The sequence below is a fragment of the Spongisporangium articulatum genome (genome assembly GCF_044465595.1).
Lineage (GTDB): Bacteria > Actinomycetota > Actinomycetes > Actinomycetales > Kineosporiaceae > Spongisporangium > Spongisporangium articulatum.
In genome coordinates this window covers 266,161-282,522 of sequence record NZ_JBITLV010000001.1, presented here as the reverse complement: position 1 = coordinate 282,522, position 16,362 = coordinate 266,161, and the positions used below count along the sequence as shown (strand labels likewise).

Annotated in this window: 14 protein-coding genes; 10 read left to right on the top strand and 4 right to left on the bottom strand. The window is 72.8% G+C overall.

Features of this window, described 5'->3' with window-relative positions; translation table 11 throughout:
* The first annotated feature begins 1 nt into the window (after position 1).
* The 3 genes from ACIB24_RS01335 (at position 2) to ACIB24_RS01325 (ending at position 6,071) form a co-directional block, all read left to right on the top strand.
* Positions 2-3,031, top strand: coding sequence for a putative bifunctional diguanylate cyclase/phosphodiesterase (locus ACIB24_RS01335; RefSeq protein WP_398274042.1), 3,030 nt, complete (start codon positions 2-4; stop codon positions 3,029-3,031).
* Positions 3,032-3,127: 96 nt separating this feature from the next.
* Positions 3,128-5,047, top strand: a complete 1,920-nt coding sequence (locus ACIB24_RS01330) for a histidine kinase N-terminal 7TM domain-containing protein (RefSeq protein WP_398274039.1) — start codon at positions 3,128-3,130, stop codon at positions 5,045-5,047.
* Between the two features lie 4 nt (positions 5,048-5,051).
* A complete protein-coding gene (locus tag ACIB24_RS01325; protein WP_398274036.1) occupies positions 5,052-6,071 on the top strand; it encodes an SMP-30/gluconolactonase/LRE family protein in 1,020 nt (339 codons plus the stop codon).
* Here ACIB24_RS01325 and ACIB24_RS01320 read toward each other — a convergent pair.
* Complete coding sequence (locus ACIB24_RS01320; RefSeq protein WP_449619053.1) at positions 6,055-7,542, bottom strand: sensor histidine kinase; 1,488 nt, start codon at positions 7,540-7,542, stop codon at positions 6,055-6,057. The two genes, ACIB24_RS01325 and ACIB24_RS01320, sit on opposite strands and share 17 nt — an antisense overlap.
* Positions 7,543-7,604: 62 nt before the next feature.
* Positions 7,605-8,324, bottom strand: coding sequence for a response regulator transcription factor (locus tag ACIB24_RS01315; protein WP_398274030.1), 720 nt, complete (start codon positions 8,322-8,324; stop codon positions 7,605-7,607).
* Between the two features lie 203 nt (positions 8,325-8,527).
* On the opposite strand from ACIB24_RS01315, the gene ACIB24_RS01310 reads away from it, so the two are divergent.
* Genes ACIB24_RS01310 through ACIB24_RS01290 form a run of 5 tightly spaced genes read left to right on the top strand, consistent with a single transcriptional unit; the run spans position 8,528 to position 13,256 of the window.
* Positions 8,528-10,045: an efflux RND transporter periplasmic adaptor subunit gene (locus tag ACIB24_RS01310; protein ID WP_398274027.1), complete on the top strand. Its 1,518-nt coding sequence runs from the start codon at positions 8,528-8,530 to the stop codon at positions 10,043-10,045.
* A complete protein-coding gene (locus ACIB24_RS01305) occupies positions 10,042-10,851 on the top strand; it encodes an ABC transporter ATP-binding protein (RefSeq protein ID WP_398274024.1) in 810 nt (269 codons plus the stop codon). The genes ACIB24_RS01310 and ACIB24_RS01305 overlap by 4 nt, the downstream gene beginning before the upstream one ends.
* Complete coding sequence (locus ACIB24_RS01300) at positions 10,848-12,143, top strand: ABC transporter permease (protein ID WP_398274022.1); 1,296 nt, start codon at positions 10,848-10,850, stop codon at positions 12,141-12,143. Before ACIB24_RS01305 ends, ACIB24_RS01300 begins: the two co-directional genes overlap by 4 nt.
* Positions 12,144-12,174: 31 nt before the next feature.
* Complete coding sequence (locus ACIB24_RS01295) at positions 12,175-12,783, top strand: hypothetical protein (protein WP_398274019.1); 609 nt, start codon at positions 12,175-12,177, stop codon at positions 12,781-12,783.
* Positions 12,784-12,806: 23 nt separating this feature from the next.
* Positions 12,807-13,256, top strand: coding sequence for a hypothetical protein (locus tag ACIB24_RS01290; protein ID WP_398274016.1), 450 nt, complete (start codon positions 12,807-12,809; stop codon positions 13,254-13,256).
* Positions 13,257-13,260: 4 nt separating this feature from the next.
* Here the strand turns inward: ACIB24_RS01290 and ACIB24_RS01285 are convergent, their stop codons facing one another.
* Positions 13,261-13,827, bottom strand: coding sequence for a hypothetical protein (locus ACIB24_RS01285; RefSeq protein WP_398274013.1), 567 nt, complete (start codon positions 13,825-13,827; stop codon positions 13,261-13,263).
* Positions 13,828-14,009: 182 nt separating this feature from the next.
* Between ACIB24_RS01285 and ACIB24_RS01280 the strand changes: the two genes are divergently transcribed.
* Positions 14,010-14,540: a YbhB/YbcL family Raf kinase inhibitor-like protein gene (locus ACIB24_RS01280; protein ID WP_398274010.1), complete on the top strand. Its 531-nt coding sequence runs from the start codon at positions 14,010-14,012 to the stop codon at positions 14,538-14,540.
* Positions 14,537-15,763, top strand: a complete 1,227-nt coding sequence (serA, locus tag ACIB24_RS01275) for a phosphoglycerate dehydrogenase (protein WP_398274007.1) — start codon at positions 14,537-14,539, stop codon at positions 15,761-15,763. Before ACIB24_RS01280 ends, serA begins: the two co-directional genes overlap by 4 nt.
* Here serA and ACIB24_RS01270 read toward each other — a convergent pair.
* On the bottom strand, positions 15,760-16,338 hold the full coding sequence (locus ACIB24_RS01270) for a TetR/AcrR family transcriptional regulator (RefSeq protein ID WP_398274004.1): 579 nt from the start codon (positions 16,336-16,338) through the stop codon (positions 15,760-15,762). The two genes, serA and ACIB24_RS01270, sit on opposite strands and share 4 nt — an antisense overlap.
* Positions 16,339-16,362: the final 24 nt, after the last annotated feature.

Here is a 16,362-nt window from a genome sequence, read left to right as displayed (position 1 = left end):
AGTGGCACTCATCGAGGGCCCGGCACTCGACGGCCGGGCCGAACCCGACCTGGAGCGCATCCGCCGCGACCTCGCCGCAGCCGGTCCCGGCGCCGCCGACGTCCTGCGCGCCCTGGTGCACGGGGCCTCCACCCTGCTCGACGCGCCCGCCCGGCTGGCCATGCTGCGCAGCGGCCGCCTCGAGTGGGTCCTGGCCCAGGACGACGACGGCCTGGTCGCCGGCACCCCGGTCGCGACGAACGGCAGCCCGTGCGGTGACTCGTGGCGCGACGGTGAGGCCCGGCTGCTCGGCGAGGACGGACGCCCCGCCCCCTGCCTGGGCACCCCGCCCGCGGCGCTGGTCGTCCCGGTCGTGCTCTCGACCCCGGGCGGCGGGGGACGCCGGGCCGCCGGCCGTCCCGAGGTCTGTGCGCTGCTGGCGCTCGTCGGGCCGCGCGCAGGCTGGTTCAGCCTGGCCGACCTGACCACCTGCGTGGAGCTTGCCGAGGTGGCCGCCGGCCGCCTGGCCAGACTGATCAACGGGCCGAAACCCGTCCGGCCGCAGCCGGTTACGACTGTGCCGGCGCAGGTCCGCCGCCCTGAGGCGACGCCCGCGGAGGGCACGCCGGTGCAGCATGAGTCCGAGCTGCCTGCCTCCGCCGGCTCCGCGCGCGGCTGGTTCGACAGCGACCCGGCCGAGGCGCCCCCGACTCCGCCGCGCGGGGCCGCGCCGTCGGCGCCCCCGACCCGGCCGGTGCCCAAGCTGTTGCCGACCCGTGCGACCCCCGCCCGTGCGACCCCGCCGCGGCCCGCGCCGTCCCGGACGCCCAGCGAGCAGCGCCCCGTGGACCATCCGCCGATCGACCTGCGCACGGTCCCGACCGCCGAACCCGACGCGGTGGACCCGACCGCGACGCGGGTGCTCGACCTGCCCCCGGCCTTCGTGGGCCGTCCGGTGGCCGCGCCGACCCGGACGCTGGTGCGCGAGGCGCCGCCCGCGGTGATGCCGGCCCTGCCCGCCGCCGACAGCATGGGGCTCTGGCAGTGGGACGCGACGACCGGTGAGTGCCGCTGGTCGACCCCGGTGGCCCGGCTCCTGGGCCTCCCGCTGACCGCCGACCTGACCCTCGACCTCGTCCGCCAGGTCGTCGACGAGGCCGACCAGCCGCGCTTCGACATCGCGGTGCGCGCGATCGCCAGCGGCCGCGGTGTGGCCGGTGCACTGCGGCTGAACGGCCGCGACGGCAGCACCCGTCAGGCCTACGCCTGGAGCGAGGTGCGCCGGGCGGACGACGGCACGCTGCTGGGCGCGTGGGGCGGGGTCGTCGACGTGACGGCCTTCGAGCGGGACGCCGTCACCCAGCGCACCGCGGTCGCGGGACTGCGCGCCGCCCAGGAGCTCGCCGGGGTGGCCACCTGGGAGTGGCGCCCGGACACCGGCGAACTGCTCTGGTCGGACGAGATGTACCGCCTGATAGGGGTTTCCGCGCAGGACGTGGAGCCGAGCCTGGAGTTCTGGCACTCCTTCGTGCACCCCGAGGACCTCACCCGGGCCCGGCGTCTGGACACCGACGCCGACGGTGAGGGCGAGCGGGTGGAGACGTTCCGGTTGATCGGCCCCGGGGGCGCGATCCGGCACGTCCAGTCCTGGTCCGCGGCCGGCCCGGTGGAGGGGACCGGGCCGGCCGCGGGCCGGCGGGTGTACGGCGCGACCATCGACGTCACGCGCCAGGTGCAGGACCGGATCACGGTCGAGCGGCTGACCGCGACCGACCCGGTCACCGGTCTGGCCAACCGGGCGGCCTTCGAGAAGCGGCTGGCCGAGGCGACCACCCGGCCCGGCCCGCCGGTCACGTTGCTGCTGCTCGACCTGGACCGGTTCCGCACCGTCAACGACGGACTCGGTCACCAGGTCGGCGACCGCCTGCTGATCGAGGTCGCACGCCGGCTGGGGGCCGTCGTCCCCGACGGGTCGTACCTGGCCCGCCCGGGCGGCGACGAGTTCGCCGTCCTGCTGCCCCGCGGGGCCGGCGAGAGTGACGTGCTCCGTCTGGCCGAACGCCTGGTCGAGGCGTTGAAGGCCCCCTACCAGCTGCCCGAGACCGGCGAGACGCTGATGGTGGCCGCCAGCGTCGGGATCGCCCGCAGCGAGGGCCGTCCGCTGCCCGGGCACGAGCTGCTGCGCGAGGCGGACATCGCCCTGTACCGGGCCAAGGACGCCGGACGCGGTCGCTTCGTGGTCTTCGACGCCGCGCTGCGCGAGGCCACCGAGGTGCGCACCCGGGTGGAGCGGCGGCTGCGGGCCGCGCTCGCCGAGGGCCGGCTGATGGCCCGGTACCAGCCGGTGGTCGACTTCGTGCACGGCCGGATCGTCGGGGCCGAGGCCAAGGCGCGGGTCCGGGACCTCGAGACGTTCGACCGCGAGGACCCGATGCTGCCCCCGGAGATCTTCCGGGAGGTGGCCGAGCGCACCGGGCTGGTCGTCGAGATCGACGCCTGGCTGGTCGAGCAGGCGATCGGGCAGATCGTCAGCTGGGGCGAGCACACCGGCGAGGCGGGGGAGTCGCCCTGGCTGTCGCTGAACGTCTCGGCCCGCTCCCTCGAGCACCCCGGCGTCACCCGGCGGCTGGTGGACGTGGTGCAGCGGGGTGACATCGGCCGCGACCGGATCCGGCTCGAGATCGCCGAGCACGACGTGGTCGCCGCGGCCCCGGGTCTGGAGGCCGCCGTACGCCAGCTGACCGCGGCCGGGATCGCCGTCGGCATCACGGGTTTCGGCACCGGATACGCCGCCGTCGCCTACCTGCAGCAGATCCGGCCCGACTTCGTGAAGGTCGCCCCCGGGTTCACGGCGGCGGTCGGCGAGAACCCCCGCGCGGACGCCGTCGTGTCCGCCGTCGTGGAGCTCGCCCACGCCTACCGGATGAAGGTCGTCGCCGACGGTGTCGAGTCCGGCCGGCAGGCCCGCCGGTTGCGTGAACTGGGCTGCGACCTCGCGCAGGGGCACCATTTCGGGCGACCGGGCGATCCGGCGCGGATCGTGCGAAGCTGACAGACCGGACACGGTCGGCATAGGCTCGTTCGGACCGTCGGTCCGCAACGTCGGTGCTCCATCTGTGCCCGGGCCGGCCGAGGCGGGAGGCGCAGCATGAGCTGGCACGCCGCCGCCGTGCTCGGGTTCATGGCTCTGAGCGTCCTGTACCTGACCCTGGCCACCTTCGTCTGGCAGCACCGTGACGTCGTCGGCAGCCGCCCGCTGATCGCCATGCTCGTGGCCGTCAAGCTCTGGTCCCTCTTCTACGCCCTCGAACTCAGCTCCCGCACCGAGCAGGCCACGAGCCTGTGGGCCGGGTTGAAGTTCATCGGCATCGTCACGTTGCCGCCCGCGCTGTGGAGCTTCGTGCGGCAGTGGACCGGCCACCCGCCGTTGCGCCGGCGGACGCTGGCGCTGCTGTGCGTCGAGCCCGTGACGGTGCTGACCCTCCTGGCGCTGCCGCAGACCCACGATCTGATCCACGTCTACGAGGGGCAGACCCTGTTCGGGGCGCCCTACCCGTCCTCGGGCGGGCCGGTCTTCTGGTTCCACGCGGTCTACACCTACGTGGTCATGTTCTCGGCCGTGATCGCGCTGACCGTGGCCATGTTCCGGGTGGCCCGTCCCTACCGGCGGCAGGCGATGGTCCTGGTCGCCGCGTCGGTGCTGCCGATGGTCGCCAACTTCCTGTGGAACGCGGAGCTGGGCGACCGGCCCACGGTCGACCCCACCCCGGCGCTGTTCGCGATCACCGGGGTCGTGCTGGTCTGGGGCTTCTTCCGGCTCCAGCTCCTCGACGTCGTTCCGGTGGCGCGCGGAGTGGTGGTGGAGCAGATGGCCGACGCGGTCATGGTCCTCGACGCCTACGGCCGCATCGCCGATGCCAACCCGGCCTGCTCGAGACTGCTCGGCACTCCGCGCGCGGCCCTCGTCGGCCGCCGGGCGGTCGACTACCTGCCGGGCCTGGCCCCGGCGCTGGCCGATGCGGAGCGCGAACCCGACCTCCAGGTCGAGTTGTCGGTCGACGCGGCCCTGCTCGACGCCCGGCTGCCGCAGTTGCCCGAACCGGTGCCGACTCCGCGCAGGGCCCGGACGCGGCGTCAGGAACGAGGGACGACGACCACGACGCCGCCGACCGGGACCGCCGCGGTCGGCGCCGCGCCCGAGACCCGCGAACTCTCCGCGTCGCTGTCCACCGTCACCGACACCCTGGGGCGGGAGGTGGCCTGCACCGTGGTCCTGCGGGACGTGACCGAGCGGAAGCGGATCGAGCGCCGGCTGCGGGTCCTGCTCGCGGAGCAGACCCGGTTGTCAGGAGTGCTGCGGCAGAGCCTGATGCCGGCGTCCCTGCCCGAGGTCGCCGGGCTGCGGCTGGCGGCGCGCTACCGGCCCGCGCCCGGCGGTGAGGTCAGCGGCGACTTCTACGACGTGCACCCCACGGACGACGGGCGCTGGGCCTTCGTGCTCGGCGACGTCTCCGGGAAGGGGCCGCACGCGGCCGTGGTCACGTCGACCGCCCGGCACACGGTGCGCACCCTGAGCGCTCAGGGCTGGGGTCCGCGCGACGTGCTGGAGCAGCTCAACCGGGCCCTGGTCTCGGCCGAGGACCCGGAACGGTTCTGCACCGCCGTCTACGGTCAGGTCGACCCGCCGACCGTCACCGGGAACGTGCGGGTGCACCTGGCGCTGGGCGGTCACCCGCCGCCGCTGGTGCGCCGTCCCGACGGTTCGGTCACCAGCGTCGGCCGGCCCGGCACGGTGCTCGGGATGCAGACCCGGGTCCGGCTGGACGAGGTGACGCTCGACCTCGCGGTCGGCGACCTGCTGCTCGCCTACACCGACGGCGTGACCGAGACCCGCTCCGGGGATGCGCTTTTCGGGGAGGACCGGCTGGCCTGCGCGCTGGCCGAGGCCGCCGGGGACGGGACCGCCACGCTGGCCGACGCCGCCGTGGAGTCGGTGCTCGGGTCGCTGGCCCGGTTCGGTCCGGCGCGCGACGACGTGGCGCTCCTGGCGTTGGTGGTGTCAGGGTAGGAACGTGAGCAGAGCGAAGATCGCCCCGGTGTCGTGGCATCCCGCGCGAGCGACGGAACGGGCGCGACAGAAGGAGTCCCGGGTCCCGCTGCCGGAACTGCGGCTGGTGGACGTCGGGGGCGAGGGCCCGGAGGACGTGCTCGTCGGCGGCGACGGGTCGGTCTGGACGGGCACGGCCGACGGCGCGGTGCGCCGCATCTCGTTCGCGGACGACGGGTCGCCGAGGGTCGAGGTCGTCGCCAAGACCGGCGGCCGGCCGCTCGGCCTGGAATGGCTGCCCGACGGTCGCCTGCTGGTCTGCGACGCCGAGCGCGGGCTGCTGGCCGTCGACCCGCGCGACGGGGCGGTGGTGGTGCTCACCGCGGAGGTCGCGCAGAAGCCGTTGACCCTCTGCAACAACGCGGCGGTGGCCGGCGACGGCCGGGTCTGGTTCACCGACTCCTCCGACCACCACGGCCTGACCGACTGGCGGGCCGAGATCTTCGAGCACTCCGGGACGGGCCGGCTGCTGTGCCGGGAGGCCTCCGGCGACGGGGTGGCGCTCGTCGCCGCGCACCTCGAGTTCGCGAACGGGGTCGCGCTGGCCCCCGACGGCTCGGCCGTGTTCTTCGCCGAGACCGGGTCCTACCGGATCAGCAAGGTCTGGCTCACCGGGCCGAGCGCCGGTATCCAGGAGGTCGTCCTCGACAATCTGCCCGGCTTCCCGGACAACATCTCCACCGGCACCGACGGGCTCATCTGGATCGGCATGGCGGGCGCCCGCGAGCGGCTCGTGGACGCGCTCGCCCCGGCCCCGCCGTGGGTCCGGAAGCTGGCCTGGGCCACCCCGGAATTCCTTCAGCCGCAGGCCAAACCGATCGCCTGGGTGATGGCCTTCGACCCCGCCGACGGCCGCGTCGTGCACGACCTGCAGGCCAGTCGGCCCGGCTTCGGCATGTCGACCGGGGTGCGCGAGTGGAACGGCACGGTCTGGCTGGGCAGCCTGACCGGGACGACGATCGCCTCGTTCAGACTGCCTCGCTGACCATCTCGGGCAGGTCGGGCAGGTCGGGCACCGGTTCGTCGTCCGGCCCGCCGTCGAAAGCCTCGAGCAGCACGCAGAACTCGGTCCGCCCCGGTTCGCTGGTCACCGAGATCTCGCCGCCGTGCGCGGCGACCACCGCGGCCACGATCGACAGGCCCAGCCCGGTGCTGCCGGTGCTGCGGGCCCGTGAACTGTCCCCGCGGGCGAAGCGCTCGAAGACCTCGCCCTGCAACGACTCCGGGATGCCCGGACCGTCGTCCGTGACCCGCAGCCGGGCCCGCCCGTCGTCCGCGTGGTCGAGCCCGACCGTGACCCTGGTGGCGGCCGGGGTGTGCACCCGGGCGTTGGCCAGCAGGTTGACGAGCACCTGGTGCAGCCGGGCCTCGTCACCGACCACGAGCACCGGCGCGCCGGGCAGGGCGAGCCGCCAGACGTGGTCGGGCCCGGCGGCGTGCGCGTCGCCCACGGCGTCCACGACCAGGGCCGAGAGGTCGACCGGTTCCCGCTCGAGCGGGCGACCGTCGTCCAGCCGGGCCAGCAGGAGGAGGTCGTCGACCAGACCGGTCATCCGGATCGACTCCGACTCGACCCGGGCCAGCGCGTGCGCGACGTCGGGCGGGGTCTCGGCGCGCGAGCGACGGGTCAGCTCGGCGTAGCCGCGGATGGCGGCCAGCGGGGTGCGCAGTTCGTGACTGGCGTCGGCGACGAACCGGCGGACCCGGGCCTCGCTGGCCTGCCGGGCGCTGAGTGCGCCGGCCACGTGCTCGAGCATCCGGTTCAGGGCGGCGCCCACCTGGCCGACCTCGGTCCGCGCGTCGGTGTCGCGGTCGGGGACGCGGGCGTCCAGCGCGACCTCGCCCCGGTCGAGCGGCAGCTCCGCGACCTGGGCGGCGGTGGCCGCGACCCGGCGCAGGGGCCGCAGCGTGAGCCGAATGATCAGCACCGTCGCCGCGGCGGCGATCAGCAGCCCGAGGGCGCTGACCACGGTGATCACCAGGACCAGGCGGATGACGGCGTCGTGCACCGGCTTGAGGGGGAGGCCGGTCATCCGGATGCCGAAGCCCGGCACCCGCTCGGCGACGACCCGGTACCGCCCGAGGGAGCCGCCCAGGTCGACGGTGTACGGGCGCTTGTCGGCCGGGACGGTGCGCAGGAGGGCCCGTTGGGCCGCGGTGAGGGCCTGGGTCGAGTTGTCCACGAGCACCCCGGCCCGCTGCACCGTCCCCGCGGTGTCGATCACCACGCCCAGGGTGCCCTGCTGCTGCCCCATGAAGAGGAAGTCCGGTCCCGGGCCGGGCATCCGCAGATAGGCCGGCGGCGTGACCGGGTCGGCCGAGCGCTGGGACTGGGCCGTGTTCGCCCCAGAGCGCTTGACCGCCGACGTCAGCTGGGCGTCGAGCCGGTCCTCGAGGAACCGCTGCATGGCCAGGACGCTGACCAGCCCGATCACGGCGCAGACCGCCGTCAGCATCGCGATCGTGATGACCAGCAGACGGGTCCGCAGGGTCCGCCCGTGGAGGAAGGAACCAGACCTCACGCCTCGGCCGGCTTGAGTACGTAGCCCGCGCCCCGCACCGTGTGGATCATCGGGATCCGCCCGGCGTCGATCTTCTTGCGCAGGTACGAGACGTACAGCTCGACCACGTTCACCTGACCGCCGAAGTCGTAGTTCCACACCCGGTCCAGGATCTGGGCCTTGCTCAGCACCCGGCGGGGGTTGCGCATCAGGTAGCGGAGGAGCTCGAACTCGGTGGCGGTCAGCTTGACCGGGGTACCACCGCGCGAGACCTCGTGGCTGTCCTCGTCCAGGGAGAGGTCGCCGACCACCAGGGTGGCCTCGTTGCGGTTGGCGTGGGCGCTGCGCCGGACCAGGCCGCGCAGCCGGGCCACGACCTCCTCGAGGCTGAACGGCTTGGTGACGTAGTCGTCACCGCCGGCCGTGATGCCCGCGACCCGGTCCTGCACGCTGTCCCGGGCGGTGAGGAACAGGACCGGGAGGTCCGGGTTGTCCTCGCGCATGCTCTTCATCACCTGGAGGCCCTCGACGTCGGGGAGCATCACGTCGAGGACGACGACGTCGGGCCGCCACTTGCGGGCGGTCGAGACGGCGTCGGCACCGTTCGCGGCGGTGCGGACGTCCCAGCCCTCGTAACGCAGGGCCATCCCGATCAGGTCGGTCAGGGAGGGCTCGTCGTCCACGAGGAGGACACGGACGGATAGGCCGTTCTTGCGGCGGGAGCTGTCGTTCGTCACGGCACAGGACTGTGATCGTCGGTCCTGAGTGCTCCTTGCGCCGAACCTGTGTAGGTGCTGTGAATTCACGGCTTTCAGACAGGGTTCAGGGAGCGCCACAGCGAGTCCACAGTCCACCTCCAGGGTCGGCATAGGCCGCCTCAGCACGCTGTCCGGCGCACCGGGCATTCGGCCCGGGGCCGTTCACCCCTGGAGTCTGCTCGATGTCGTTGAAGCCTCGCCTGCCCGGACTGAGCCGGGGCGGGTGGCTGAACGTCGGCCTGGCCGTCGTCCTGGCCATGGTCGTCGTCGGTGCCTACACCGCGATCGGTGCCGCCGCCCCGACCACCACGACCGGCACCCGCACCGCCACCGTGACCCAGGGGTCCCTGACCGCCACCGTCTCGGGTTCCGGCAACCTGGCCAGCGGCCAGTCGGCCAGCCTCGCGTTCGGGGCCGCCGGGACCGTCCAGGACGTGAACGTCGAGGTGGGCGACAAGGTCTCCAAGGGGGACAAGCTCGCCAGCATCGACACCGCTTCCGCCGAGCGGTCGCTGGCCTCGGCCAAAGCGTCGCTGAAGGCGGCCCAGGCCTCCTACGACGAGGCGGTCGACAACTCCTCCGACGCGGGCACGGCCGACGCGATCAAGGCCGCGAAGCTGTCGCTCAGCTCGGCCCAGGCCGGAGTGAGCGCCGCCAAGAAGCAGCTGACGAACGACACGAAGACCCAGAACGCCAAGGTCTCCGAGGCCCAGGACGCGGTCGACGCCGGCACCGGCACCGAGTCCCAACTGCTGGCCGCCGAGGCCGAGCGGGACTCGACCATCGCCAAGGACAAGCAGGGCATCACGACGGCGCAGGCCCAGGTGGCCACGGCCCGGAGCAACCTGGCCAAGGCCCGGTCGGGCAGCAGCTCGGCCTCCAACGACTCGCAAGTGGCCAGCGCCCAGGTGCAGGTGTCAGACGCGGAGGCCTCGGTCTCCGACGCCGAGGACGCCCTGGAGGAGACGAAGATCATCGCCCCGTTCTCCGGCACGATCCTCTCGGTCAGCGGCGCCGTGGGTGACACGGTGAGCGCCGGTACGAGTTCGACGAGCAGCGGTGCGACGAGTTCCAGCTCGTCCTCGAGCTCCGGGACCGGGTCGGGGACCGGCACCGGTACGGGAACGGGCTCGACGTCGTCCAGCTCGTCCAGCTCCTCGTCGTCCGGCTCCGCGTTCATCACCATGGCCGACACGAAGAGCCTGCAGATGACCGCCGACATCGCCGAGGCCGACATCGGCTCGGTGAAGGTCGGGCAGGACGTGAACGTCACGCTGTCGGCCTCGGACGAGACGGCGGCCGGCACGGTCACCCTCGTCTCGCCGGAGGGGACGACGAGCAGCAACGTCGTGCAGTACTCGGTCACGGTCACGCTGACCGACCCGCCGGCCACCGCGCGGATCGGCTCCTCGGCGACCGCCAGCATCACCACCGGCTCCGTCGAGAACGCCCTGCTGCTGCAGACCAGCGCGATCACGACCAGTGGCACCCGGCACACGGTCACGGTGGTCAAGAACGGCGCGACGTCGACGCAGCAGGTCGAGACCGGCCTGGTCGGCAGCACGCAGACGCAGATCACCAGCGGGCTGGCCGCCGGGGACACGGTGCAGATCACCTCCACCTCCAGCACCGCAACCAGCGCCGGGGTGCCAGGCTTCGGCGGGGCGGGCGGCGGTCTCGCCGGCGGGATCGGCCGTTGACCGCCGAGTCGCCGACGCCGGGGCCGAGGACGACCCGCCCAGCCATCGACCTGCGCGCCGTCACCAAGCACTACGGCGAGGGCGACACCCAGGTCCGGGCGCTCGACGGGGTCGACGTGGTCGTCGAACGCGGCGACTACGTGGCCATCATGGGCCACTCGGGGTCGGGCAAGTCGACGATGATGAACATCATCGGCTGTCTCGACGTGCCGACCACCGGTCGCTACCTGCTGGACGGCGTCGACACCCGCAGGCTGTCCGAAGGCCAGCAGTCGCTGATCCGGAACCGCAAGCTGGGCTTCATCTTCCAGTCGTTCAACCTCATCCCGCGGACGACGGCTCTGGCCAACGTCGAACTGCCGCTGGCCTACGCCGGGGTCAAGAACCCCCACCGGCGGCAGCGGGCCGTGGCGGCCCTGGAACGGGTCGGCCTGGGCGAGCGGCTGGGGCACGTCCCCTCGCAGCTGTCCGGCGGTCAGCAGCAGCGGGTCGCGGTCGCCCGGGCGATCGTCACCGACCCCGTCCTGCTGCTGGCCGACGAGCCCACGGGCGCGCTCGACAGCCGCAGCACCGAAGACATGCTCAACCTGTTCGACGACCTGCACGCCTCGGGTCGCACCCTGGTGATCATCACCCACGAGGACGACGTGGCGGCGCGAGCCGCCCGGGTGATCCGGCTGCGCGACGGTCTGGTGCTCAGCGACGACCGGACCCGGGCGCTTCTGGAGACCCAGGCCGAGGCCGGGGCCGGTCGGGCCCGGCACGCGCAGTCGGGGATCGGACCGGCGCAGGCGGGTGCCCAGTGAGAAACCTCGGCCGCACCGCGGGTTTCGCGTTCCGTGGGGTCACGGCCAACAAGCTGCGCTCGGCCCTGACCACGCTCGGCATCCTGATCGGCGTGGCCGCGGTGATCATCCTGATCGCGGTCGGCACCGGTTCGTCGGCCGCGGTGCAGGACCAGATCAGCAGCCTCGGCTCGAACACGCTGACCGTCCGGGCCAGCCAGGGCGGGACCGGCGGCCGGGCGGGCGGTTTCGGCGGTGGAGGGTTCGCGTTCCCGGGCGGCGGGGGCGGCTCGTCCACCTCCACCGACTCCGGCACCCAGACGCGGGTCGCCGAACTGACGGTCGACGACGCGGCTGCGCTCATCGACAAGATCGAGGCGCCGCACGTGGCCGCGGTCGCCCCGACGGTCAGCGCGCAGTCGGTGACCGCGACCTACGAAGGGGCCACGCACAGCGTCTCGACCTTCACCGGCACCACACCCAGCTACCTGGCCATCAACAACGACACCATGGCCACCGGCTCGGCGTTCACGGACGCCGACTACACCGAGCACCGGCGCGTGGTCCTGCTGGGCAGCAGTGTGGCCGAGGACCTGGTCGGCGGCAACGGGCGCTCGGCCGTGGGCAAGACGATCCAGCTCAACGGGATCGACTTCACGGTGCTGGGGTTGCTGACCGACAAGGGCAGCACCGGACCGACGGACGGCGACGACCGGGTGATCGCCCCGCTGACCTCGGTGCAGGACACGCTCACGGGCTACGGCTCCATCGACAGCATCTCGGTGAAGGCCTCTTCGGCCGACGGGGTTGAGGCGGCCACCAGCGAGGTCGAGGGCATCCTCGACGCCCGGCACAAGGTCACCTCGTCCGACCGGGACTACTCGGTGAGCAGCGCGACGTCGTTCCTCGAGGCGGCCACCAGCAGCAACCAGACGTTCACCGTGCTGCTCGCCTCGGTAGCCGCGATCTCGCTGCTGGTCGGCGGGATCGGCGTCATGAACATCATGCTCGTGACGGTCACCGAGCGGACCCGGGAGATCGGCATCCGTAAGGCCATCGGGGCCCGTCGCTCCGACATCGTCGGCCAGTTCGTGATCGAGGCCGTGCTGCTGTCGCTCTTCGGCGGCGTGATGGGCGTGATCGTGGGGCTGGTCGGCAGCCGCTTCGAGATCGTCGGAGTCCAACCGGTCGTCGCGCCCTACTCGGTGTTCCTGGCCTTCGGGGTCTCGGTCGCCGTGGGTCTCTTCTTCGGTCTCTACCCGGCCAGTCGGGCCGCCGCGCTGCGGCCGATCGACGCCCTTCGTTACGAGTGAGGCTCTGGTGCAACACGAATCGAGGAACGACGTGACTCAGCAGTACGAGGTGCACGAGGTCGACCACGGCCGGCCGGTCCAGCCGACCTACCACGAGGTGGAGCCGATCGACCCGCTCGACGAGGAGTTGCTCGCCGAGGAGGCCAAGCGGCGCCCGGGCAAACTCACCCTGGCCCTGGCCGCCGGCATCGTGCTGGTCGGCGCCTTCGCGGGCGGGGTGCTGGTGCAGAAGCACTACGGCGACTCCGGCAGCTCGGCGCTCCCGGGCGGGGCCAACTTCGCGAACCGCGCCGGCGTCGAGGGCTTCCCATCGGGTGGATTCCCCGGTGGGGGAGAGGGTTTCCCGGGCGGGGCGGCCGTCACGGGGACGGGCGGTGGGACCGGGGCCGGGACATCGACGGGCGGTTCGAGTACATCGAGCACCCCCGCCGTGGTCGGCACGCTGACGAAGGTCTCCGGGAAGTCGCTGACCGTGAAGAACTTCGGGGGCAAGTACGTGAAGGTGGCGATGACCGACGACACGACGGTCACGATGCCCGCGAGCCTGTCGAAACTCGTCCAGGGAACGACCGTTTCGGTGGTCGGCACGACGGGGGACGACGGAACGGTGAAGGCGACCGCCGTCACCGCGACGAAGTGAAGACGCTGAGGAGCGCAACCACGATGAACCAGACCCTGACCCGCAGCAAGGCCCGCCTGTCGCTGGGCGTCGCCGCGCCCGTCGTCCTCATGCTGTCGTTGGCCGCCTGCGGCGGCGGGTCGTCCGGCGGTGCGTCGACCGCCGTCCCGAGCGCCTCGGCGACCGGAGCCCCCGGTGCCGGAGGGGGTTTCGGCGGCCAGGACTTCCAGAAGATCCAGGCGTGCCTGAGCGCGGCCGGCATCACCCTGCCGACCCAGAGCGGGATGCCCAGCTTCAGCGGCGGTACCCGGCCCAGCGGGATGCCGAGCTTCAGCCCGGGCGGTACCCCGCCGAGCGGCGCGCCCAACGGGGGCGGGCGCGGGAACAGCGAGTTCCAGAAGATCCTGAGCAGCGACGCGGCGCAGGCGGCGCTCAAGGCCTGCGGCATCACGATGCCGACGGGTCGCCCGTCGGGGGCGCCGTCGGCATCGTGACCCGTCAGGCCCGGGTGTCGACCAGCAGGCCGTTCTCGAGGATCGAGGCCAGCTGGTCGGTGGTGGCCCCGCTCGTGCTGAGCAGGTCGGTCAGGCTGGTCCCGCTCTGCAACTGGCTGAGCAGGCTGTCCGAGTCGGTGCCCAGCAGGCTGCTCAAGCTGTCGAGCATGTCCTGCTGAGAACTGGTCAGGGAGTCGCCGAAGACGCCGGAGATGCCGGTGTCCGGTTGACCGAACCCCCGCCCGCCGCCGGGCGGGGGTGGCGGACCCTGCTGGGTCATGATCGAGGAGACGATCGAGTCGACGTCACCGGAGGCCTGGACCTCCTGCGGAAGTGACGACTTGATGGCCGAGGCGAGGTCGTCCTGGGAGACGCCCTGCGCGTTGGCGATGTCGCTCAGGCTCTGGCCCGAGGACATCTCCTGCATCAGGTCGTCCTGGGAGAGGCCGAGGGCTTCGGCGGCGGCGCCGAGCGGCCCGCCGTCCTGGCCGCCCGGGGGGCGGCCACTGCCCTGCAGCGAGTGCAGGGCCTGGAGTCCGGCCGAGCCGGAGGTGCTGCTGATAGCGGTCATGATCGTTGGATCGGGTGGTCCGGGCCGGACTTGCGGGCTCCGACCGGCACTCACAGAGGCCCCATAGGGCGGGAGCCCGAGGCTGGGGGGTGCCTGTGCCCGAATTCGTTTGCGGGCGCAGGGAGGATAGATTTGCATCGGCCGCGCGAGCCTGCGCGGCAACGCCTACGAGGAGTTCATCCGTGGCTCTGGACCGCCCCGTCACCCCCGACCCCTACCCGCTGCTCCCGGCCGCCGGCACCTTCTCGGTGACCAGTTCGGACATTACGGACGGCGAGCGCATCGCCGAGGCCTTCGTGGCCGCCGGCGGGAACACGTCGCCGCAGCTGGCGTGGTCCGGTTTCCCCGCGGAGACCAAGGGTTTCGTGGTGACGTGTTTCGACCCGGACGCGCCGACCCCCTCGGGCTTCTGGCACTGGGTCGTGGTCGGCCTGGGCGCCGGGACGACGTCCCTCGCCCAGGGCGCGGGCGTGGAGGGCGGCGGCGAGCTGCCCGAGGGGGCCTTCATGGTCCGCAACGACGCCGGCTCGAAGGCGTACATGGGCTCGGCCCCGCCGCCCGGCGACCGGGTGCACCGGTACTTCTTCGTGGTCCACGCCATCGATGTGGAGCAGCTGGACGTGGACGAGAACGCGACCCCCGCCGTGGTGTCGTTCAACCTCGCCTTCCACACCCTGGCCCGGGCGCAGATCGTGCCCACCTACCAGCTGTGATCGCCCGTCCGCAGGTCGGCCCGACCCGGGTCCTGCTGCTGGAGAACATCCACCCGGACGCCGTCGCCGCGCTCGAGGCCGTCGGCTGCGAGGTGACCTCGATCGAGACCGCCCTGGACGAGGACGAGCTGATCGAGCAGGCCGCCGGGGTGGCGCTGCTGGGCATCCGGTCGAAGACCGAGGTGACCGACCGCGTGCTCGAGGCGCTGCCCGAGCTGCAGGGCATCGGTGCCTTCTGCATCGGCACGAACCAGATCGACCTGATCTCGGCGGCCTCGCGGGGCGTCGCCGTGTTCAACGCGCCGTTCTCCAACACGCGCAGCGTCGTCGAGCTGGCCCTGGCCGAGATCATCGCTCTGACGCGGCGTCTCACGGAGAAGGACCGCGGCATGCACGCGGGCGTCTGGGACAAGACGGCCGCCGGGCTGCACGAGGTCCGGGGCCGGACGCTCGGCATCGTCGGCTACGGCAACATCGGCACGCAGCTGTCGGTGCTGGCCGAGAACCTGGGCATGAGCGTGCTCTTCTACGACACGGCCGACAAGCTGCCGCTGGGCAACGCCCGCGCGACCGGCTCGCTCGACGAGCTGCTGGAGGAGGCCGACGTCGTCACGCTGCACGTCGACGGCCGGCCCGGCAACAGCGGCTTCTTCGGCGAGGAGGAGTTCGCGCGGATGAAGCCGGGCGCGATCTTCCTCAACCTGTCGCGGGGTTTCGTCGTCGACCAGGAGGCGCTGCGGGCCCACCTGGACAGCGGGCACCTGTCCGGCGCGGCCATCGACGTATTCCCGGAGGAGCCGAAAGGCCGCGGTGACCAGTTCGTCTCGCCGCTGCGGGGGATGCCGAACGTCATCCTCACCCCGCACATCGGGGGGTCGACGGAGGAGGCGCAGCAGGACATCGGCCGGTTCGTGGCCGGCAAGCTGCGCGACTACCTGACCCACGGCGGCACGGCCCTGTCGGTGAACCTGCCGCACCTCGGCCTGCAGGACCGGGCCGGGGCCACCCGGCTGGTGCTGATCCACCGGAACACCCCCGGCGTGCTGGCTGCCATCAACGCCGTGTTCGCGGCCGAGAAGGTCAACATCGACGGCCAGTACCTGAGTACCAAGGGCGACGTCGGGTACGTGATCACCGACGTGGCCACGGGTCTCACGCCGCAGGCGGAGAAGGCGCTGCTCGACCTGCCGGACACGATCCGGCTGCGGGTGCTGCCCGGCTAGCCCCGACGTGGGCCCAGCAACTTGTGCAGCCCGTCCACGAGGAGGTCGCGCAGTTCCTCGCGCGACACCTCGTGGTGGGTGGCCCAGCGGACGACGAGCTCCTGGGCGTAGGCCAGCCAGCCGCGCACCTGCAGTCCGGCGAGGGCCGACTCGGGCAGCTCCAGCGCGGCCATGATCGCCGCGACCAGCTTGTCCCGGACCTCGTCCGTGCCCTCCTGGAGCACCGGGTCGGCGGCCGCGCCGAGGACGAAGGCCAGGTAGTTCTCCCGGCGGCGCTCGACGAAGTCGATCAGCCCGTCGACCGTGGCGGCCAGCTGCTGCTCACGGGGGAGCGCCGGGTCCGGGCTGCAGGCGGCCACGAACCGGTCGCCCGCGGCCCGCACGACGGCCCGGAAGTAGTCGGTCTTGGTCGGGAAGTAGTGGAACAGCAGGCTGCGGGAGATACCCACCTCGGCCGCCACGTCGTCCACCGAGAGCTCGTGCACGGGCGTGGTGGTGAGCAGCCGCAGCCCGACGCCGATCAGCTGGCGGCGACGGTCCTCGGCCGTCAGGCGGCGCCGGGTGTCGGTGCTCATGGCAGCACCCTAGCCGCCCCTGTT

Excerpts from the sequence above, each read along its gene's own strand:
- ACIB24_RS01320 (WP_449619053.1), bottom strand. The coding sequence starts at position 7,542 with ATGCTGACGGCGGTCTGCGCCGTGATCGGGCTGGTCAGCGTCCTGGCC.
- ACIB24_RS01290 (WP_398274016.1), top strand. The coding sequence starts at position 12,807 with ATGAACCAGACCCTGACCCGCAGCAAGGCCCGCCTGTCGCTGGGCGTC.
- ACIB24_RS01285 (WP_398274013.1), bottom strand. The coding sequence starts at position 13,827 with ATGACCGCTATCAGCAGCACCTCCGGCTCGGCCGGACTCCAGGCCCTG.
- ACIB24_RS01330 (WP_398274039.1), top strand. The coding sequence starts at position 3,128 with ATGAGCTGGCACGCCGCCGCCGTGCTCGGGTTCATGGCTCTGAGCGTC.
- ACIB24_RS01270 (WP_398274004.1), bottom strand. The coding sequence starts at position 16,338 with ATGAGCACCGACACCCGGCGCCGCCTGACGGCCGAGGACCGTCGCCGC.
- ACIB24_RS01310 (WP_398274027.1), top strand. The coding sequence starts at position 8,528 with ATGTCGTTGAAGCCTCGCCTGCCCGGACTGAGCCGGGGCGGGTGGCTG.